The sequence below is a fragment of the Marinobacter sp. Arc7-DN-1 genome, assembly GCF_003441595.1.
GTDB classification, from domain to species: domain Bacteria; phylum Pseudomonadota; class Gammaproteobacteria; order Pseudomonadales; family Oleiphilaceae; genus Marinobacter; species Marinobacter metalliresistant.
Map to the genome: position 1 here is coordinate 2822255 of NZ_CP031848.1, position 18486 is coordinate 2840740.

Sequence of the window (18486 nt, forward strand, 5' to 3'; positions counted from 1 at the left end):
ACTGGCGGGACAGGTTTAACGACAGGACCAAGATCAGGAATGGCAGTTCAGGTAAGCGACTTTGACCGGTTTTCCTTCACCCTTTTTATGGCATTGGCGGTGCACGCCATTGTTGTACTGGGGATCAGCTTTGCGCCTGAACCACCCCGGTCGTCCGCTCAGACCATGGAAATTACCCTCTCTCAGTTTGATGACGAGAAAGCACCGGAGAAAGCGGACTTTCTTGCCCAGACCAGCCAGCAGGGCAGTGGTACTGAAGAAGAGGTCCGGGAAATGACCACGCCCCTGCCGGCCGAGGTCAGCCAGCCGGAAGTGGCCCGGGTCCAGCCGGAGCCACCCGCGCAGACCGAGCCGCAGCCGCGCCAGGAAAAAACGGTGGTGCAGACCGAAAGCCGGTCCAGTCAGACAGTGCAGCAGCCGGAGGAGCGGACGACACCGGAAGAAGAGCCACTGCCGGTGCGCAAGAAAAGGAGCCTGATGGAGCGCAGTCTTGAGATCGCCAGCCTGGAGGCCCGCTTCGACGCCCAGCAAAGGGCTTACGCCCGGAAGCCGAGGGTGATGCGCGTAACCGCAGCCTCCACACTCAAATCCACCAACGCCTGGTACGTACAGAATTGGGTGACCAAGGTGACCCGGGTTGGCAATATCAACTACCCCACCGAGGCGCGCCGTGCCGGAATCTATGGCACACTGAGAATGCTGGTGTCCCTGAAGCAAGACGGCACCCTCAAAGAGGTAGCGATTCTGCAGTCCTCCGGCAGCACCGTTCTGGACGATGCCGCCATCCGGATTGTCAGAATGGCCGCACCTTTTGCCCCGTTCCCCGAGGAAATGCGGCAAGAGGTGGACGAACTTGAAATCATACGCACCTGGTCCTTCCAGCGTCGGGGGCTGACATCCGGATGACAGCGTCAAAACATTCTCCCCACAGCCTGCGGCACCACTTTCTGGTGGCTTCGCCTTACCTGGCCGACCCGCGTTTCCATGGCGGCGTCATCTATCTCTGTGAACATTCCGATGACGGTGCCCTGGGATTAATGATCAATCACCCGTTGGACATCCATCTGGGCGAGATTCTGGAGCAGCTGGACTTGCCTGGAGGTGAGCTGGATTTGCCGGTATTCAGTGGTGGCCCGGTGCAGCCGGAACGGGGCTTTGTCCTGCATTCTCCCGGGACCAGCTGGCAGAATACGGCAAAGGTGACCGAAGACGTTCTGCTGACCACATCCCGTGATGTACTGGCGGGCATTGGCCGTGGGGAAGGGCCGGAGGAATACCTGGTGGCGCTCGGATACTCGGGCTGGGGCGAGGGCCAGTTGGAGGACGAACTGGGCAGCAACGCCTGGCTCACGTGTCCTGCTACCACGGATATCCTGTTCCGGACTCCCTGGGCAGATCGTTACAAGGCCGTGCTTGAAGTGATTGGTATTGATCTTAACCAGCTCAGCGAATCGATTGGCCATGCCTGAGACCGGTAACCGTCGCGTGATGGCGTTTGATTTCGGAACCCGCCGGATCGGGGTTGCCACCGGCCAGGAAATGCTGGGAACCGGCCAGCCCGTGGCGCTGATAGCCGCCCGGGACGGTATTCCGGACTGGCAAAAGATTGAAATGCTGCTGCAGGAGTGGCGTCCGGATCTGGTGGTGGTTGGTCTGCCGCTGAATATGGACGACACTGAGAACGACATGTGTGCCCGGGCGCGCAAGTTCGGCAAGCGCCTCCACGGCCGTTACCATGTGCCGGTTGAAATGGTGGACGAGCGCCTGACCAGTTTTGAGGCCAAGGGCGATGTAATGGCAGCCGGTGGCAATCGCGACTTTGGCCGCCATGGGGTGGATGACCGGGCGGCGGTTCTGATTCTGGAAACCTGGTTTGGCCTGCAGGGCAACCTTGCCGGTGAATGACAGTAAGGATAGTCCCCGGCTTTTAATAACAGTGAGGCATTAATGACCGCATTGCTTGATATCGACCAGTTACTGGATCAGATGGAAACCGGATTGCGCCAGGTTCTTGAGCAACGGGGCGCTGAATCCCCAGTGCTCATTGGTATCCGTACCGGTGGGGTCTGGCTGGCGGATGTGCTTAGTAAGCGTCTTGATATTGAAGAGCCGTTCGGGGAACTGGATATTTCCTTTTATCGTGATGACTTCAGCCGCATCGGGCTGAACCCCAGGGTCAAGCCTTCCAGTCTGCCCTTTGATACCGAAGGACGGGACATCATCCTGATTGACGATGTCATCATGAGTGGCCGCACCATTCGCGCGGCAATGAATGAAATTTTCGATTATGGCCGTCCAGCCAGTATCATACTGGCCACCCTGATAGACCTCGGAGCCCGGGAACTGCCGATCCAGCCGGACGTGACCGGCAAGACGCTGGCACTGGACTCCCATCAGCGCGTCAAGCTCCGTGGCCCCGACCCGCTCCGCATCGAGTTCCAGGAAGCCAGACAGTAAACCTCCGAAACAGATAACAGGCGACCCATGACCGCAAACGACGCTTCCCCGCACCCCTTGCAGCTGACCCGGGATGGTCAGTTGCGGCACTTTCTCACCCTTGATGGCCTCGACCGCGCCTTACTGACCGACATCCTGGATACCGCCGATTCGTTTATTGAAGTCGGCGAACGCACCATCAAGAAAGTGCCCCTGCTTCGCGGCCGGACTGTGGTGAACCTGTTCTTTGAATCCAGCACCCGGACCCGCAGCACCTTTGAGCTGGCCGCCAAGCGTCTGTCTGCCGATGTGCTTAACCTTGATATCAGCACCTCGGCCACGTCCAAGGGCGAATCCCTGTCCGACACGCTTCTGAACCTGGAGGCCATGGCCAGCGACATGTTCGTGGTTCGGCATTCCCAGAGTGGCGCGCCGCACTTTATTGCCGAGAGCGTCACCCCGGGCGTGGCCATTATCAACGCCGGTGATGGCCGCCATGCGCACCCGACCCAGGCCATGCTCGACATGCTCACCATTCGCCAGCACAAGGGGCATTTTGAGGGCCTGAAGGTGGCCATTGTGGGTGACGTGCTTCACTCCCGGGTGGCCCGCTCCCAGATTCGTGCCCTGAATGTGCTTGGGGCGGAAGAGGTCCGGGTGATTGCCCCGGGGACCTTGCTGCCCAAGGATGTGGAAAGTCTGGGTTGTAAGGTCGAGTACGATATGACCCGAGGCATGAAGGATCTGGATGTGGTGATCATGTTGCGCCTGCAGAACGAACGGATGGAAGGCGCCCTGCTGCCGAGCGAGCGTGAGTTTTATCGGCTCTATGGCCTGAATCAGGAAAAGCTGGCTCTGGCTCATCCGGCGTGCATTGTGATGCACCCGGGCCCGATCAACCGGGGCGTTGAAATTGAATCGGCGGTGGCCGATGGCCCGCAATCCGTGATTCTCAATCAGGTGACCAACGGCATCGCCATCCGGATGGCGGTCATGTCCATGGCCATGGGTGGCCAGGTGGCCGAGCGCCAGCAGAAACTGAGTGGGAGGGGGCAGGCATGAGCAGTGTTGAAACATCCAGCGGCAACAGCCTGAAAATCACTGGCGGACGTCTGTACGATGGCGAAGGAAATGAGTCTGAAAACATCGCCTTGCTGGTTCGGGATGGCCGGATCGCCGCTATGGGTGAAACGGCCACCAGGGAGCGGGCGGACGAAACCATCAGCGCTGAAGGCTGTGTGATTGCCCCGGGTTTTGTTGATCTTTGCTGCAACCTCCGTGAACCGGGCAATGGCCAGAAAGGCAATATTGCCTCGGAAACCCGGGCAGCGGCCCACGGTGGCTTTACCACCGTCTGTGCCTCTCCGGAAACCTCTCCGGTGAACGATTCCAGTGCCGTTACCCACCTGATTCGTGACGGTGCCGCCAGCCGGTCGCCTATCCGGGTGCTACCCGTAGGTGCGATTACCAGGGGCCTTGAAGGCGACCTGCTCAGCGACATGGCTGGGCTGGCCGCTGCCGGTTGCGTGGCGGTCGGTAATGGCTCCCGGGGTGTGCGCAATGCCCGGATATTGCGCCGGTGCATGGCCTACGCCCAGACCTTCGGTTTAACGGTGATGTTCAGCCCCGAGAACCAGGCCCTGGCGGCGGACGGCTATGCCCACGACGGGCTGGTAACCTCCCGTCTGGGTCTGCTGGGTATTCCGGAAGTGGCGGAAACGGCGGCGGTGATGGAAATGCTGTTGCTGGCAGAGGAAACCGGCGTGCGGTTGCACCTGAGCCAGCTGTCCTGTGCCCGCAGTGTTGAGATGCTCGCGGATGCCCGCCGCCGAGGCATTGCCGTGACGGCCGACGTGGCCATGCACCAGTTGGTGTTCACCGACGACGCCCTGGCCGGATTCGACAGCCGGTTCCATGTGCGTCCGCCACTGCGCAGCGAGAAAGACCGAAAGGCCTTGATTGCAGGAGTCCGAGAGGGCGTCATTGATGCCATCGTGAGCCAGCATCAGCCCCATGACACTGCGGCCAAGCAGGCGCCCATGGCGGCCACCGAACCGGGGCTCTCCAGCATTGAGAGTGTGTTGTCGCTGGGGCTGGAACTGGTGGAAATGAACGAACTGGCTTTGCCTGACCTGGTCCGGGCGCTGACCACCGGTCCCGCCTCCGTGCTTGGCCGAACGGCCCGCCTTGCGGAGGGTGAGCCTGCCGATCTTTGTCTGTTTGATCCGGAAGCGTTCTGGGCACCGGGTCCGCAAACGCTTGTCTCGGTTGGCCGTCATGCGCCGGTAACCGACCGGGAATTGCCCGGCGTGGTCCGGCTCACTCTTGCTGAGGGCCGAAAAGCCTGGCAACAGCCGGCGGGCTGATTTCCGGTCGCCGGTCCAAAATGCGGCAGGGGTTGCGGAACCTCTGTCGACACCATCACAGAATCACCCCCTCTTGCTGAAAAACCCTTGATAGCAGGCACCCGTGCCGACGTATTCTTGTAGCCGTCGTCCTATGGTCGACCAAGGAACGTGTGGCCCGGCCGGTGCCCGACAATAAAAATCAGGAGTCATCCCGTGAAATCAACAAATCTCCCCCAGTGGGTAGCCATGGCGGCTGCCCTGTGTGCCAGTCTGGCGTTGCCCTCGCTGGGTCATGCTCAGGCACAGAACGAGCCTCTTGAGCGCAGCTTCTGCGTCTTCGACCCGGTTGGTGCCAATGGCCCGCTGTTCGCCATCACCAAAACCTTCCAGCCGGCTGCCCTGAATAGTGGCATCAAGCTGGATCTCCGGGCCTACACCGATGAGAAAGTTGCCGCCGAGGACTTCAAGGCAGGGCAGTGCGATGCCGTCCTGCTAACCGGCACCCGGGCCCGGGAGTTCAACAAGTTCACAGGCAGCCTGGAGGCCATGGGTGCTGTGCCCGGTGAAGCGGAAATGCGGCTGCTGTACAACACCCTGAGCCAGCCCAAGGCCCGGCCGTTCCTGATCGACGGCCCCTATGAGGTTGCCGGTGTCTTCCCGGGCGGTGCCATTTATCTGCACACCCGTGACCGCAGTATCGATTCGGTCGAGAAGCTGCAGGGCAAGCGGATCGCTACCCTGGACTATGATCAGGCGTCCGTCCGTATGGTTCGCCACGTAGGCGCATCGGTGGTGGGATCGAACTCGGCCAACTTTGCCGGCAAATTCAATAACGGCAGTGTCGATCTGGCGTACGCACCGGCGGTCGCCTATACCCCGCTTGAGCTCTACAAGGGTGTGCAGCCAAACGGCGCGGTGGTGAAGTACGCTTTGGGTTACATGAATTTCCAGGTGATCATCCGCCGCGACCGTTTCCCCGACTCCGCCGGCCAGATGGTGCGGGAACAGGCGATCAAACGCATTGATGAGGCCTATGAAATCATTGCCCAGGCAGAGGCGGAGATCCCTGAGGATGTCTGGATGATTCTGCCACAGGAAGACACGGCGGAGTATGACAAGATGCTGCGCAAGGTTCGTCTGTCTCTGCTGGAAGACGGGGTTTACGACGAGCGCGCCATCAAGCTGATGAAAGCGATTCGCTGCCGGGTTGATGCCACCCGTTCCGAGTGTGCGTCCGTGGCCGGAACCTGAAATTCGGTCAGAGGGTAAACAGGCCCGCGTCGGCGGGCCTTCGACTGCCTACCGGATCTTGTCTTTCAGTGCCTTGCCGGCCTTGAATCCGACCGTTTTGCTGGCAGGGATGCGAATGGTTTCGCCGGTTTTCGGGTTTCGCCCTTCCCGCGCCTCGCGGCTGCGGATATTGAACGTGCCAAAGCCGGTCAGGGTGGTATCTTCGCCCCGGGAAGCAGCGGCTGAGACCTGGTCGGTAAAGGCGGTGATCACTTCGCTGGCTTTTTCACGGGTCAGGCCTGTGCGGTCGGCAATGGCCGCGGCGAGTTCAGGTTTGCGCATCGGATACTCCTTTTTTGTAGTTCTGCTTTGTAATTCTGCTGTTTGGTCTGGGTCCTGGCCGGAATCACAACGACTCACGGTTGCTTCAATCTATAGTGGCTCGCGGCCTGTTGTGCAAACGATCGGGCGTTGGCGGTGTGTGTAATTTGGCGTCATTTGCGGCATCGGTCGCATAAAAACAGAATCTCGTACGCCATAATGCGTGCCTGATTACACTCTGTAACAAACCGGTTGGTTAGCCGGTGTGACCGGCATCGCATAAGAGTGCATCAGAACAAAACACGCAAAAGGTGAAGAAGGTATGACCCATTTCCGGAATCCATCCCGCAAGGCGCTTTTTACGGCGCGCCGTTTCCGTAACCTGGTGGCAGCCTGTACAGCCAGTGCGATCCTGAGCGGCTGCGGTGCGGTCAATCACATGATGTACAAGACCACCGGGGATGTCATGCAAGGCTTCTCCCGCGATCACACCGTTCCCTTTCTCATGGAGAGCGGTGACCTGGCCATGGGTTGTGCCATGAGTGAGGCGACGGCACCGTTGCTGATGTCTTTCGGCCGGGTGACCAGCGAGCCGGATCAGCTGGCGGTCATGCTCTATCTCTCTGCCGGCGGTTGTGCCGATGAACAGGCGCGGGAACATGAGCTGGCGGCCCTTGCCGCCCTGCACGCCATGAACGGGAATGCCGCAGAAGATGCGATGATCCGTCAGAAGCGGGCCCATGCCCTTGCTGCCCGGCGCTATTTCAAGGGCTGGCAGCACCACAACGCCCATTACGGTGAGCCAGGCAATGGCGAGTGTCCCGATTTTGACGACGACATGGATGAGTTCATCTACATGGCCGGCCTGCTTTCAGGTCTGCAGTCCCTGAACGCCCAGACCCAGTCCACCTCATCCATTGGCGTTCCGGCGAATATCGGTTCGGTCGTGGCCCGGGCCACCGGCTGTCTTGAAAATGACAAGTGGTGGGGCGCACCTATGGCTTTGCGGGCAACCGTATGGGCCATGATCCCCGGCGCCCAGCCGAAGGGTGAAGACGCCTTCGAGCGACTGGAAATTGCGGATGCCCAGGGGGAAGCGGCCGGTGTTCGGCTGCCCCATGTATTTCACGCCATCGCTGCCCTGAACAGGGGTGATGAGGCCATGGTCCGCGAGGTGATCCGGAACCATGCCGAGTCCCTGGAGAGTGCGCCAGCCAACGAGGACTGGCGGTTTGTAGATGCTATGGCAACGGACATGATCGTGGCAGTCTCCGACCGCCTCTGGGTTGAGAACACAGGCCACCGTACACCGCTTGGCCAGCTTGGTACCTTCTGGGATGACAAGCAGGAAGCCGTTGAAACCATGGATCTGGACGATCTGCTGTAACCATTCCATACCCAGAGTGATCAGTTATGTCGAAGCGCGGTTTTCATCGTAGCGGGCTGGAGTGGTTTTCGTCGCTGCCCGCGTGTCTGCTGTTGCTGGCAGTGGTCATCTTCTCCACCAGCAGTGATATCCATAACCAGATGTTGCGCGGAGGTGAGCAGCTGTGGAGCGGGTATTACAAGTTGCGCGTGGATCCGGTTCAGCCAACCTGTGATCCCGATCGGGACATTGAGGCGGCAGTGGCTGCTGAACTGGCCGCGGATGCCCCTGCAGACGACCCGATGGCCGCCTTGCTGGGCGCCGGGGAAAAGGACCCGGCAGACATCCGGCTGGCCATCGAGCGGTCTGTCGCCGACTGCAGGCAGGCCCATCGAAGCTTCGAGAACCTCCGGGACCAGCTGACGCCGGGTGTCACAGCCTACCGGACAGTGGAACTGTTCATTGCCGACCTGATCGCCTTTGGCCTGGAATCCCAGCGTTTCATTCTGGTGATTTTGGTCATGTTGTGCGCGGTGACCGCCACGTTGACCCGCCATCACATCGCCATGCGTGCGATGGAGACCCGGCTGGACCACACGGTATCCCATACGCTGCAAACCATTGCTAACGCCATGTTGCTGGGTTCCAGTGCCATCTTCCGGCAATCCAGCCTGGGCTCGGATACCGCGGTTTCATCGGAAGAACTGCTGCTGCACAATTTCTGGATTATCGGTTTTGCCTGCCTGACCCTGGCCAGCCTGTACCGGCTGTTCCGGGTGCCGGATGATCTGCCCGAAGGCGGCAGCCTGAACAAGGCCTTCCTGGCGGTGCCGCTCTACACCGTTATGACCCTGATTTCCGGTACCTATTTCGCCCTGATCGGGCACGCCTCGGGGATCGGCATCTATCTCGGCAAGATGATGGAACTGTCCGATATGTTCCTGAATGTCGGTCTTTACGTGTGGGTGGGTATGATGCTCAAGCAGACCCGACTTGCCACTCTGGTGTTCAATGTCTTTCGGCCCTGGCGCATGCCGCCGGAGATGCTGGCCGTCGTAGCCGTTCTGGTTGCGGCGGTGCCGACCGCCTACACCGGTGCTTCCGGCATCTTTGTGATTGCGGCCGGGGCGGTGATCTACAGTGAGTTGCGAGCCGCCGGCGCCCGCCGCCATCTGGCACTGGCCGCGACGGCCATGTCCGGTTCGCTGGGGGTGGTCTTGCGGCCCTGCTTGCTGGTGGTTGTGATTGCCTATCTGAACCGGGAAGTGACCACCGACGAGCTGTTCGGCTGGGGCATCTGGGTGTTTGTGCTGACCGCCACCCTATTTGCGGTGGTGGCCCTGACGGTAAACCGCCAGAGCCAGTTCAATCTTGCACCGTCCGCCGAGGCCTTCCCGGCCATGACTCAGGCCCTTTGGCCGCTGATTCCCTATGTGCTGGTGATCACCGGTGTGGTGCTGTTCTACCGTCTTGCCCTGGACGTGAGCATGGACGAGTTCTCCGCACCCAGGCTGTTGCCGGTGATTATGCTCGCAATCCTGGTGTTTGAGCATGTCAGCCTGAAAAACCGCAGGGGCAGGGCATCCGGGGAGATTAATCATCAGGGACTGGAGCGAAGCCTGCGTGGCGCCACCAATGACACAACGGCCGAGATCGGTGCACTGCTCCTGTTACTGGGGCTGTCGGTCAGCATTGGCGGGGTTATCGAGCGCTCCCACATCATGGCGGCCTTCCCGCAGTCCTTCGACAGTGCCTGGTCGGCGATGCTGCTGATGGTGGTCATTCTGGTGGTACTGGGCATGATCATGGACGCCTTCGGCGCCGTGATCCTGGTGACCGCCACGGTTGCGACCATTGCTTACTCCAGTGGCATTCACCCCATTCATTTTTGGATGGTCACTCTGGTGGCGTTTGAACTGGGTTACCTGAGCCCGCCGGTGGCCCTGAATCACCTGCTGACCCGGCAGGTGGTGGGCGAGGCAGAGGTGCTGGCCGCGCAGCAGGAACCCGGGACTTTCTATCAGCGCCACGAGCGCATTATCATGCCGCTGATTGTCATGGGCATCTCGTTGTTGTTGGTGGCCTTTGTGCCTTTGATGTTCTACGCGGGGTAACGGCAAAACGTGAACCCGGGGTCAGATGAACGCTTTCATCTGACCCCTCTTTCAGTATTTAGCCTCAGCTCAGCTTGGGGCCAGCGTCTACAATCGCCTCTGCCACATCGAACTTCTTGAAGTTCTCCACGAACTGGGCAATCAGCTCCTGGGCCTTGCCGTCGTAGTAGTCCGGGCTTACCCAGGTATTGCGCGGGTTCAGCAGCTTGGTATCCACGCCGGGTACACGTTTCGGAACGTCCAGATTCAGGGTGGGCAGGTGCTCGGTTGCCACATCGTCAAGATCACCGTTCTGGATCGCGGCGATGATGGCGCGGGTCGTCGGGATGCTGAAACGCTCGCCTTCACCGTAGGGACCACCGGTCCAGCCTGTATTGACCAGGAAGACCTTGCTGCCAAACTCGTCCATGCGCTTCATCAGCAGTTCTGCGTAAACGCCGGCCGGGCGCGGGAAGAACGGTGCGCCGAAGCAGGTGGAGAAGGTGGACTTCAGCTTGGAGGAAGATCCCATCTCGGTGGAGCCGACCAGCGCGGTATAGCCGCTCAGGAAGTGATAGGCGGCACCTTCACGGCTCAGGATGGACACGGGCGGCAGTACGCCGGTCATGTCACAGGTCAGGAACACAATGTGCGAGGGTTCACCGGCACGGTTCTCGATCACCCGTTTCTCGACGTGCTCGAGCGGGTAAGCGCAACGGGAGTTTTCGGTAAGAGAAACGTCGGTGTAATCCGGTTCGCGGGTCTCCGGGTCGATCATCACGTTTTCGACGATGGCACCAAAACGGATGGCGTTCCAGATGATCGGTTCGTTCTTCTGGGAGAGGTCGATGCACTTGGCGTAGCAGCCGCCCTCAATATTGAATACGGTGCCAGGGCCCCAGCCATGCTCGTCATCGCCGATCAGGAAACGGTGCGGGTCAGCAGACAGGGTGGTCTTGCCAGTGCCGGACAGGCCGAAGAACAGGCAGGTTTCGCCGTCCTCGCCCACGTTGGCGGAGCAGTGCATCGGCAGCACGTCTTTTTCCGGCAGCAGGAAGTTCTGCACGGAGAACATGGCTTTTTTCATTTCGCCGGCGTAGTGCATGCCTGCCAGCAAAACCTTGCGCCTGGCAAAGTTGATCATGACGCAGCCGTCACTGTTGGTGCCGTCCCGCTCGGGCACGCACTCGAAGTTGGCGGCGTTCAGGATCTGCCATTCCTGCTTGTCGGCCGGGTTGTAACTGTCCGGGCGGATAAACAGGTTGCGGCCGAACAGGTTCTGCCAGGCGGTTTCGGTGGTCATTTTCACCGGCAGATAGTGCTCGGGGTCGGAGCCGACGTGAACGTGGGATATAAAACGGTCTTTTTCGGCAATGTAGGCTTCAACACGGTCCCAGAGTGCGTCGAATTTTTCAGCGTCAAACGGACGGTTGATCGGACCCCAATGGATGTCGTCAGAGGTGCTTGGCTCCTCGATAATGTAACGGTCCATGGGAGACCGGCCTGTGCGATCACCGGTTGTTACCACCAGTGACCCGTTGGAAGCCAGCTGGCCTTCGTCACGTGCCAGTGCCACCTCGACCAGTCGTGCTGTACTCAGATCATGATAAGTGTTGCTCACTTCGACCTCGCCCTCGGGATGTCTTAGTGATTGCTCAGGCTGCCCCCAAAATTGACGGAAATCTGAACAATCGGGTCAATTCAGGCGCGCTATTATGCCAGACACGCCGGTAAAAAACGACTGCCCGGGAAGCCTTGCTATCAGTGGCTTCCCGGCGAATCAGAAGAGCTGTTAGTGTAGCGTATGACCGGTGAAAAGATGATCGATATCATTTCTATCGAAACGATAGTGAGCATGACAGAACTGGCAATCCATATCGATGGTGCCCTGTTCATCCAGAATGCTGTAGCACTCTTCACTGCCAATGGCCTCCAGTGCACCGAGGGTTCGTTCCCTGGAGCAACTGCAACGGAAGGCGACCGGTTCGGCATCGAACAGGCGCACGGTCTCCTCGTGGAACAGGCGGTGCAGGAGCGTTTCACTGTCCAGTTCCAGTAGCTCGGAGGCCTCTACCGTCCGGGCGAGATGGTTGACCCGGTCCCAAAGGTCGTCGTCCTCTTCGGTGGCGCCCGGCAGGCGCTGAAGCATCAGGCCGGCGGCGGCATTTTCATCGGCAAACAGGAACAGGCTGGTGGGAATCTGTTCCGAGCGCTCGAAATAGTCTTCCAGGCAGCCGCCGAGGGTGCCCTGTTCCCGTGGCACCACACCCTGATAACGGTTGCCCTTGTTCGGAGTAATGGTGATGGCCATACGGCCCTCGCCTAACAGGTCGTGGAAGCTGTCCTCGCTGACGGCGTGTTCGTCAAAGCGTGCCAGCCCCCGGATGTAGCGGTCATGGCTGCATTCTGCCATCAGTGTGCGCAGAGGCCCTTCCCCCTGGGCCTGGATCGACAGGGTGCCCTCGAACTTCAGGGTGCTGCTCATCAGAATGCTGGCAGCCAGGGCTTCGCCCATCAGGCCTCTTACGGTGTCCGGGTAAGGCGCCTGGCTGCCGATTTCGCGAAAGCTTTCTCCCAGCTGTACCCAGGCTCCCCGCACCTGACTGTGCTCGAAGATAAAACGCTGGAACTGGTCGCGGGATGCCATTATGTGTCTCCTGAAAACTGAATGCCGGTCTTGGCAGTGATGATCCCGACATACGTGCGGGGGTGCATGAATGGGCTCAGATGCGGTTTTGCTCGCGGAAGCGCTGAATATCCCGGCGGTCCTTTTTGGAAGGACGCCTGGCCGGAGGAAGCTGCGCTGCCTGCATGGTTTTACGCTGCCAGGCCATTTCCTCGCGTTTTTTTACGCTGTCTTCGGTTTCGTGGTAAAGCTTCTGGGCTTCCGGTGCACCGCGGCGCCGGTCGCTGATGTCATCAACAATGACCACCTTTTCCTGCCAGCCCAGGCGCAGGGTCAGTTTGGCACCGGTCTCCACCAGCCTTCCGGGCTTGCAGCGCTGGCTGTTGTAGTGAACCTTGCCGCCCTCAATCGCTTCCTTGGCCAGGGATCGGGTCTTGTAGAAGCGCGCAGCCCAGAGCCATTTGTCGAGCCTTACGTGTAGGTCGTCAGGGGTTGATGCCGTCATATCTCCTCACCTGATGGGCTTGTAACCTGATTATAACCCTGTCATCGGCCGGATGGCAGGGGTGAGCGCTTTCGCAGGGCCGGAAGGATTTCGTCAAAGTGGTGAATGCAGGGTATTTCCGGGTGCCGGGCCCGGGCCTGTTGCTGGCTGTCTGGTGCCAGTACCGCAAGGCATTGCGCAATGCCCGCACTTCGAGCGCTCTCCAGCACCGGAAAGCTGTCGTCCACCATCAGGGTGGTTTCGGCCCGGTAAGGCGCCAGCCCCTGAAGATCCTGCCAGAATTCGGGGTCTTCCTTGGGTTTGCCAAGCTGGTGGCTGGAAACAATGTCATCGACCCGCGCTTCAAGACCGGTACGCCGGAGTTTCAGGGCCAGGGGGGCCGGGTGGCAGTTGGTGACAATGACCGAGCGAAGGCCGGATGCCCGAAGGGCGTCAAGAAAATCGGTCACGTGGGGCCGGTAACCGATCCGGTCGCCGACTTCCGCTTTCAGGCCGGTGATGTCGAGGGAAAGCCGTTCACTCCAGTAGTCGGTGCAATACCAGTTCAGGGAGCCGCGTTCGGCCATGATCATCTGGATCAGCCGGTCCTTGGCCTCCTGAGGGTGGAGGTCATAGTGCTCGGCATAGCGTGCGGGCAGATGCTCGAGCCAGAAGTGGTTATCAAAATGCAGATCCAGCAGTGTTCCGTCCATATCAAGGAACACCGTTTCGAGGGAAGACCAGTCAACCATATACAAAAACAGCCTGAAAATTTTTCTTCAGGCTGCCGGAGATCGCTCGCCGGGGCAAGCCGTGATAGTACGGAGGCTGTCCCGCTGGGTCCGGATCAGTTGTCGGTCTGTTTAACCGTTTCCGGCTTGCGGCCGGTACGGGTGCAGCCGAGACAGCGTACAAAGGTGGCTCGCGCCGGGCCCATTACCAGCACTTCACCGGCTTCATCTGCGTTACCGCCCAGCAGGGAGAAGGGCAGTGATACGAGGTATACGGCGCTGCCCACGATGGTGGTTGCCAGCAGGGCCGGGCGAACAAAAATGGCGTCGCCGGTCATCGCTAACGCTGACGGGGTTTCATCCACAGCCTGAGCGTGTCCGAGGGATGAAAATACCAACAGGCAGGCCGCCACAGTGGCCACCAGGGTGCGGGAAATCTTGCGGGTCATCGTACTGTCTCCTGAGCTTTTTTGGCCCTTGTAGGTGCTGTCTCCAGAGAAAATGGCACCAGAATCGCATCGAGTGGATACAATCCTAATTGTAAACCGTGGGCGTTAATCCTCTGTTAACTATGAATCATATTTGCGCATTTTCAAACGATTTTCCGTTGCGGAATGTGCATTTTCGTTAGCGTTCAGTGCTGGCAGCGGGGGCAGTAAACCGTGGCACGGTTGTTCATGCGAATTTCTTTTAGCGGGGTTTCGCATTCCTTGCAGGGTTCTCCGCCACGGCCATACACCAGAAGAGACTGGGCGAAGTAGCCGGGTTTGCCGTCGCTGTTGACGAAATCTCTCAGGGTGGTGCCGCCCATCAGGATGGCTGCGCTGAGGGTCTCCCGAATGGCCTCAGCCAGCCGGTGATAGCGGTCCCGGCTGATGCGACCCGCCTTGCGCCGGGGGTGTATGCCCGATTTGAACAGGGCTTCATTGGCGTAGATGTTGCCAACGCCCACCACCACATGATTGTCCATGATGAAGGACTTCACTGGGGTGTTTTTGCCTCGGGAACGCCGGAACAGCATCGCACCGTTGAATTCCGGCGCCAGAGGTTCAGGTCCAAGGTGGCTGATCAGCGGGTGATCTGTGACGGAGTCGGCCCAGAGCCAGCAGCCAAAGCGCCGGGGATCGTTGAACCGCAGAATGACACCGGATTGTAGTGCCAAGTCAATATGGTCATGGGCCATAGGTGGTGTGTCATCAGTAATGATCCGGAGGCTGCCGGACATGCCCAGGTGAACAATCACCGTTCCCTGGTCCACATTAAGGAACAAATATTTCGCACGCCGGTCTATACTTCTTATCATCTGCCCCCTGAGTCTCTCGCCCAGATCCGCTGGAACGGGCCATCGCAGGCCGCTGTTTCGTACAGTAACGCCAACAATGGTCTGGCCTTCGCAATGGGGCGCAATACCGCGGCGGGTGGTTTCGACTTCAGGCAGTTCGGGCAAAGGGGAGTCTCCACAGGAAAAGGAATAAGTGTAATCAGTAACAATTTTGCAGCCAAATGCTGTTGTTGTGGCTTACAGCTGTACGCTAAAGTGATGAAGTTGGCCTTGCGCCAGGGATTATGATTTTGAGGGTTTGCTATGTGGTTTAATGGTCTTCTTGACCTGTCGGTGATGCAGCTCATTCTGGTTACGCTCGGAATGACCCATGTCACGATTGTCAGTGTAACGCTCTACCTGCATCGCCATTCGGCGCACAATTCGCTGGATCTGCATCCGGCTCTGAAACACTTTTTCCGGTTCTGGCTGTGGCTGACCACGGCCCAGAACACCAAGGAGTGGACCGCTATTCACCGGAAGCACCACGCCAAATGCGAAACTGAGGAAGATCCTCACAGCCCGGTGGTGCTGGGTATCCGCAAGGTACTGTTCCAGGGCGCCGAACTTTATGCCGATTCGGCAACGGCTGAGACCCTTGAGCGCTACGGCCAGCGCACCCCGGAGGACTGGGTCGAGCGCAACGTCTACAGCCGGCACAGGACGCTGGGCATTACCCTGATGGCGATCATCAATCTGGCGCTGTTCGGTGTTCACGGAATCTGGATCTGGGCGGTGCAAATGATGTGGATCCCGGTATGGGCCGCTGGCGTGGTGAACGGTATCGGCCACTGGATGGGTTACCGCAATTATGAATGTGCCGATAACGCCCGCAACATCTCGCCCCTGGGGCTGCTGATCGGTGGCGAAGAGCTGCACAATAACCATCACACTTACCCGAACTCCTCCAAGCTATCCCGTCGCTGGTTCGAAGTGGACATTGGCTGGGGCTACATCCGGCTGTTCCAGTTGTTCGGACTGGCGAAGCCGAAAGGGTTCCGCCCGATTGCCCATCATGTGCCCGGCAAGATCGATGTTGACGTGGAAACCGTTCAGGCTATTGCCAATAACCGGTTTGATATCATGCGTCAGTACCGCAAGCGGGTGATGGAGCCCGTGCTGCGCCAGCAGAAGGCGCTTATGGACGATGAAATCCGTCCCCGGTACCGGAAGCTCAAACGGCTGCTGTCTCGTGAAGTCACACTGATTCAGCCGACAGAAAAGGAGACCCTGGAGTCCGTATTGGCGCGAAATCCGGTGCTGCGTCAGATCTATGAGAAAAGTCATGAGCTGCAAGCACTCTGGCGCCAGCGTGGTCTCAAACCCCAGGACAAGCTCAACGCTCTGATGGAGTGGTGTCGGGAAGCGGAAGCCAGTGGTATTCGCTACCTGGAAGAGTTTGCCGAGCACCTTAGGGCTTATTCTCTGCGGCCTTCTGCCGGAGTTTGATAGGCGACTGAATATGGGGTCAGATGAACGCTTTCATCTGACCCCGTCTTTACCGTCTTTACCCTTTGTCATTCCGCCTCAGCCATCACCCGAAACAGGGAATAGGTCACCTGGCCAGCGCTTTTCTGGCGATGCAGCTGCCAGGTGCCTGGCACGGCAGGGGTCGGGATCTCGCTTTCGTGTTCCACGTAAACCCAGCCCCCGGGCCTGATCCATTCCTGTTGGTCAAGGAGTGGAAACAGTCTTCCCAGCCAGCCCTGACGGAATGGTGGATCCATGAACACAATGTCAAACGGTGGGCGGTTCCTCTGTTTCAGGTAGCTTTCAACGTCGGCACAGACCACTTCACCGCCGTTGGATTTCAACAGCCTTAGATTGTCTCTTAATGCCGTGGCCAATGCCGGGGTGTGGTCCACGAGGGTGACCGTGGCAGCGCCCCGGGAAAGTGCCTCCAGTCCCAACGCGCCCGAGCCGGCAAACAGATCCAGACAACTACTGCCGGCAAGGTGAAAGGTGAGCCAGTTGAACAGGGTTTCCCTGGCACGGGCTGGTGTCGGGCGGACGCCGCCGGCGTCCGGAAAGCGTAGTTTCCGACTGCGCCAGTCGCCGCCTATGATGCGCAGCTCGCCGGCACCAACCTCTTTCCGGGATGAGGAAGCACCCGGCCGGGGTTTTGGTTTTCCTGGCTGGCTCCGGTTTGCGGGGTTTCGGCGCGCCATGTTTGCAGCTCCAGAGGCGGGTCTGATTCGGAATATCCGGTGCATGGTAACGGAAAGCGGGCCCGGCGTGATAATCCGCGTAGTCCTCACTTCACCGGGACAGTCTGCTAGAATGTCGGCTTTAATTTGTCCCGCCCATTCAGACTGATGGTATGACTTTATGACGGCAGAGTGGATTTCGATCGGCCTTCTGGCCCTTCTTGTGCTCGTATTTGTTCTGGATATCGCCGGCAACCGAAGCCGCGCACCACGGCCACGGCCGGTTCCGCAACGTAAGCCGGAGGTCGCGAAGGGTCCGGCGCCTGCACCCGGGCCAGAATCATCCGAGGGCGAAGCACCGCCCGCCATCGTACCGCCGTCTCAGGCGGAACCGGAGCCCGAGGCAGCCCCCGAACCGGAGCGCACTCCGGAACCTGAGCCCCAGGTCAGTGTGTTTGAGCGCATCCGGCAGGGCCTGGGCAAAACCCGGGCGAATCTGACCGGTGGCTTGTCGGATATCTTCTCGCTGAGCAAGAAAATTGACGAGGATCTGCTGGAGGAAATCGAAACCACCCTCCTGATGGCAGACGTGGGCATTACCGCCACCTCCGAGATTATCGAATCTCTGACCGACAAGCTTGGGTGTAATCAGCTCAAGGATGGCGAGGCGCTTCGCAAGGCCCTGAGGGATGAGCTGAACGGTCTGCTGAAAGATGTCACCAAGCCCCTGGAGGTGGATGCCGGCAAGGCGCCCTATGTGATCCTGATGGTGGGTGTTAACGGGGTGGGTAAAACCACGACCATTGGTAAGCTCACCAAAAAATTCCTGAATGAGGGCAAGTCGGTGATGCTGGCGGCAGGTGATACCTTTCGCGCCGCCGCCGTTGAGCAGCTTCAGGTTTGGGGTGAGCGGAATAACGTGCCGGTGGTGGCGCAACACACCGGCGCCGACAGTGCATCGGTCATCTTTGATGCGATCCAGTCTGCCAAGTCCCGGGGCGTGGACGTGGTGATTGCGGATACCGCGGGCCGGCTGCAGAACAAGGATAACCTCATGAGCGAGCTTGAGAAGGTTGTCCGGGTGATGAAAAAGCTGGACGAATCCGCGCCCCATGAGGTGATGTTGGTGCTGGATGCAGGCACCGGCCAGAATGCCCTGAGCCAGGCCCAGGTTTTCCAGCAGGCGGTCGGCGTGAGCGGCATTACGTTAACGAAACTGGACGGTACCGCCAAAGGCGGTATTGTGTTTGCCATTGCCCGTCAGTTGCAGTTGCCCATCCGCTTTATCGGTGTTGGTGAGCAGGTGGACGACCTGCGCAGTTTCGATGCCGAAACCTTTGTGGGTGCACTGTTTGACGAATAGCCCGGAGTTAAGCCCAGCGG

General features: G+C 59.4%; 19 protein-coding genes. 11 read left to right on the forward strand and 8 right to left on the reverse strand.

Translation table 11 applies throughout. From position 1 onward, the window contains the following. Positions 1 to 39 precede the first annotated feature (39 nt). The 7 genes from D0851_RS13250 (at position 40) to D0851_RS13280 (ending at position 6035) form a co-directional block, all read left to right on the forward strand. The gene (locus tag D0851_RS13250; RefSeq protein WP_117619059.1) at positions 40 to 906 is read left to right on the forward strand and encodes an energy transducer TonB; all 867 of its coding nucleotides are present in this window, start codon (positions 40 to 42) and stop codon (positions 904 to 906) included. After that, complete coding sequence (locus tag D0851_RS13255) at positions 903 to 1469, forward strand: YqgE/AlgH family protein (RefSeq protein WP_162893735.1); 567 nt, start codon at positions 903 to 905, stop codon at positions 1467 to 1469. The genes D0851_RS13250 and D0851_RS13255 overlap by 4 nt, the downstream gene beginning before the upstream one ends. Beyond that, a complete protein-coding gene (gene ruvX, locus D0851_RS13260) occupies positions 1462 to 1905 on the forward strand; it encodes a Holliday junction resolvase RuvX (protein WP_117619060.1) in 444 nt (147 codons plus the stop codon). The genes D0851_RS13255 and ruvX overlap by 8 nt, the downstream gene beginning before the upstream one ends. Before the next feature lie 42 nt (positions 1906 to 1947). Continuing rightward, on the forward strand, positions 1948 to 2457 hold the full coding sequence (gene pyrR, locus D0851_RS13265; RefSeq protein WP_117619061.1) for a bifunctional pyr operon transcriptional regulator/uracil phosphoribosyltransferase PyrR: 510 nt from the start codon (positions 1948 to 1950) through the stop codon (positions 2455 to 2457). A 27-nt stretch (positions 2458 to 2484) separates the two neighbouring features. Then, the gene (locus D0851_RS13270; protein WP_117619062.1) at positions 2485 to 3498 is read left to right on the forward strand and encodes an aspartate carbamoyltransferase catalytic subunit; all 1014 of its coding nucleotides are present in this window, start codon (positions 2485 to 2487) and stop codon (positions 3496 to 3498) included. Then, positions 3495 to 4802 carry a dihydroorotase gene (locus D0851_RS13275; RefSeq protein ID WP_117619063.1) on the forward strand — a complete coding sequence of 436 codons (1308 nt, stop codon included), beginning with the start codon at positions 3495 to 3497 and terminating at the stop codon, positions 4800 to 4802. Before D0851_RS13270 ends, D0851_RS13275 begins: the two co-directional genes overlap by 4 nt. 228 nt (positions 4803 to 5030) lie before the next feature. Then, entirely contained in the window at positions 5031 to 6035 is a 1005-nt protein-coding gene (locus D0851_RS13280; RefSeq protein WP_117620409.1) for a putative solute-binding protein, read from the forward strand. 48 nt (positions 6036 to 6083) lie between these two features. On the opposite strand, the gene D0851_RS13285 is transcribed toward D0851_RS13280, so the two are convergent. Beyond that, positions 6084 to 6356 (reverse strand): HU family DNA-binding protein, encoded by a 273-nt coding sequence (locus D0851_RS13285; RefSeq protein ID WP_117619064.1) that lies wholly within the window; start codon positions 6354 to 6356, stop codon positions 6084 to 6086. Between the two features lie 301 nt (positions 6357 to 6657). Here D0851_RS13285 and D0851_RS13290 point away from each other — a divergent pair, with 301 nt between their 5' ends. Next, positions 6658 to 7722 (forward strand): hypothetical protein, encoded by a 1065-nt coding sequence (locus tag D0851_RS13290; RefSeq protein WP_117619065.1) that lies wholly within the window; start codon positions 6658 to 6660, stop codon positions 7720 to 7722. Positions 7723 to 7748: 26 nt separating this feature from the next. Continuing rightward, positions 7749 to 9815, forward strand: a complete 2067-nt coding sequence (locus D0851_RS13295; RefSeq protein WP_117619066.1) for a TRAP transporter large permease subunit — start codon at positions 7749 to 7751, stop codon at positions 9813 to 9815. Positions 9816 to 9879: 64 nt separating this feature from the next. Here D0851_RS13295 and D0851_RS13300 read toward each other — a convergent pair whose 3' ends face one another. The 6 genes from D0851_RS13300 to mutM all read right to left on the reverse strand — a co-directional run bounded on the left by D0851_RS13300 (position 9880) and on the right by mutM (position 15082). Beyond that, complete coding sequence (locus D0851_RS13300) at positions 9880 to 11415, reverse strand: phosphoenolpyruvate carboxykinase (protein ID WP_117619067.1); 1536 nt, start codon at positions 11413 to 11415, stop codon at positions 9880 to 9882. A 171-nt stretch (positions 11416 to 11586) separates the two neighbouring features. Then, entirely contained in the window at positions 11587 to 12441 is an 855-nt protein-coding gene (hslO, locus tag D0851_RS13305; RefSeq protein WP_117619068.1) for an Hsp33 family molecular chaperone HslO, read from the reverse strand. 76 nt (positions 12442 to 12517) lie between these two features. Beyond that, positions 12518 to 12925 (reverse strand): ribosome-associated heat shock protein Hsp15, encoded by a 408-nt coding sequence (gene hslR, locus D0851_RS13310; RefSeq protein WP_117619069.1) that lies wholly within the window; start codon positions 12923 to 12925, stop codon positions 12518 to 12520. A gap of 41 nt (positions 12926 to 12966) precedes the next feature. Beyond that, on the reverse strand, positions 12967 to 13656 hold the full coding sequence (gene yrfG / locus D0851_RS13315) for a GMP/IMP nucleotidase (RefSeq protein ID WP_117619070.1): 690 nt from the start codon (positions 13654 to 13656) through the stop codon (positions 12967 to 12969). Between the two features lie 95 nt (positions 13657 to 13751). Continuing rightward, entirely contained in the window at positions 13752 to 14084 is a 333-nt protein-coding gene (locus tag D0851_RS13320) for a hypothetical protein (protein ID WP_117619071.1), read from the reverse strand. A 185-nt stretch (positions 14085 to 14269) separates the two neighbouring features. Next, positions 14270 to 15082 (reverse strand): bifunctional DNA-formamidopyrimidine glycosylase/DNA-(apurinic or apyrimidinic site) lyase, encoded by an 813-nt coding sequence (gene mutM, locus D0851_RS13325; RefSeq protein WP_117619072.1) that lies wholly within the window; start codon positions 15080 to 15082, stop codon positions 14270 to 14272. A 138-nt stretch (positions 15083 to 15220) separates the two neighbouring features. Between mutM and D0851_RS13330 the strand changes: the two genes are divergently transcribed. Continuing rightward, on the forward strand, positions 15221 to 16405 hold the full coding sequence (locus tag D0851_RS13330; protein ID WP_117619073.1) for a fatty acid desaturase: 1185 nt from the start codon (positions 15221 to 15223) through the stop codon (positions 16403 to 16405). Between the two features lie 68 nt (positions 16406 to 16473). On the opposite strand, the gene rsmD is transcribed toward D0851_RS13330, so the two are convergent. Continuing rightward, positions 16474 to 17124 (reverse strand): 16S rRNA (guanine(966)-N(2))-methyltransferase RsmD, encoded by a 651-nt coding sequence (gene rsmD, locus D0851_RS13335; RefSeq protein WP_117619074.1) that lies wholly within the window; start codon positions 17122 to 17124, stop codon positions 16474 to 16476. Between the two features lie 160 nt (positions 17125 to 17284). Here rsmD and ftsY point away from each other — a divergent pair, with 160 nt between their 5' ends. Beyond that, the gene (gene ftsY / locus D0851_RS13340) at positions 17285 to 18466 is read left to right on the forward strand and encodes a signal recognition particle-docking protein FtsY (protein WP_117619075.1); all 1182 of its coding nucleotides are present in this window, start codon (positions 17285 to 17287) and stop codon (positions 18464 to 18466) included. Positions 18467 to 18486: the final 20 nt, after the last annotated feature.

Coding starts and splice junctions, on each gene's coding strand:
- D0851_RS13250 (WP_117619059.1), top strand. CDS start 40: ATGGCAGTTCAGGTAAGCGACTTTGACCGGTTTTCCTTCACCCTTTTT.
- D0851_RS13255 (WP_162893735.1), top strand. CDS start 903: ATGACAGCGTCAAAACATTCTCCCCACAGCCTGCGGCACCACTTTCTG.
- ruvX (WP_117619060.1), top strand. CDS start 1,462: ATGCCTGAGACCGGTAACCGTCGCGTGATGGCGTTTGATTTCGGAACC.
- pyrR (WP_117619061.1), top strand. CDS start 1,948: ATGACCGCATTGCTTGATATCGACCAGTTACTGGATCAGATGGAAACC.
- D0851_RS13270 (WP_117619062.1), top strand. CDS start 2,485: ATGACCGCAAACGACGCTTCCCCGCACCCCTTGCAGCTGACCCGGGAT.
- D0851_RS13275 (WP_117619063.1), top strand. CDS start 3,495: ATGAGCAGTGTTGAAACATCCAGCGGCAACAGCCTGAAAATCACTGGC.
- D0851_RS13280 (WP_117620409.1), top strand. CDS start 5,031: ATGGCGGCTGCCCTGTGTGCCAGTCTGGCGTTGCCCTCGCTGGGTCAT.
- D0851_RS13285 (WP_117619064.1), bottom strand. CDS start 6,356: ATGCGCAAACCTGAACTCGCCGCGGCCATTGCCGACCGCACAGGCCTG.
- D0851_RS13290 (WP_117619065.1), top strand. CDS start 6,658: ATGACCCATTTCCGGAATCCATCCCGCAAGGCGCTTTTTACGGCGCGC.
- D0851_RS13295 (WP_117619066.1), top strand. CDS start 7,749: ATGTCGAAGCGCGGTTTTCATCGTAGCGGGCTGGAGTGGTTTTCGTCG.
- hslO (WP_117619068.1), bottom strand. CDS start 12,441: ATGGCATCCCGCGACCAGTTCCAGCGTTTTATCTTCGAGCACAGTCAG.
- hslR (WP_117619069.1), bottom strand. CDS start 12,925: ATGACGGCATCAACCCCTGACGACCTACACGTAAGGCTCGACAAATGG.
- yrfG (WP_117619070.1), bottom strand. CDS start 13,656: ATGGTTGACTGGTCTTCCCTCGAAACGGTGTTCCTTGATATGGACGGA.
- D0851_RS13320 (WP_117619071.1), bottom strand. CDS start 14,084: ATGACCCGCAAGATTTCCCGCACCCTGGTGGCCACTGTGGCGGCCTGC.
- D0851_RS13330 (WP_117619073.1), top strand. CDS start 15,221: ATGTGGTTTAATGGTCTTCTTGACCTGTCGGTGATGCAGCTCATTCTG.
- rsmD (WP_117619074.1), bottom strand. CDS start 17,124: ATGGCGCGCCGAAACCCCGCAAACCGGAGCCAGCCAGGAAAACCAAAA.
- ftsY (WP_117619075.1), top strand. CDS start 17,285: ATGACGGCAGAGTGGATTTCGATCGGCCTTCTGGCCCTTCTTGTGCTC.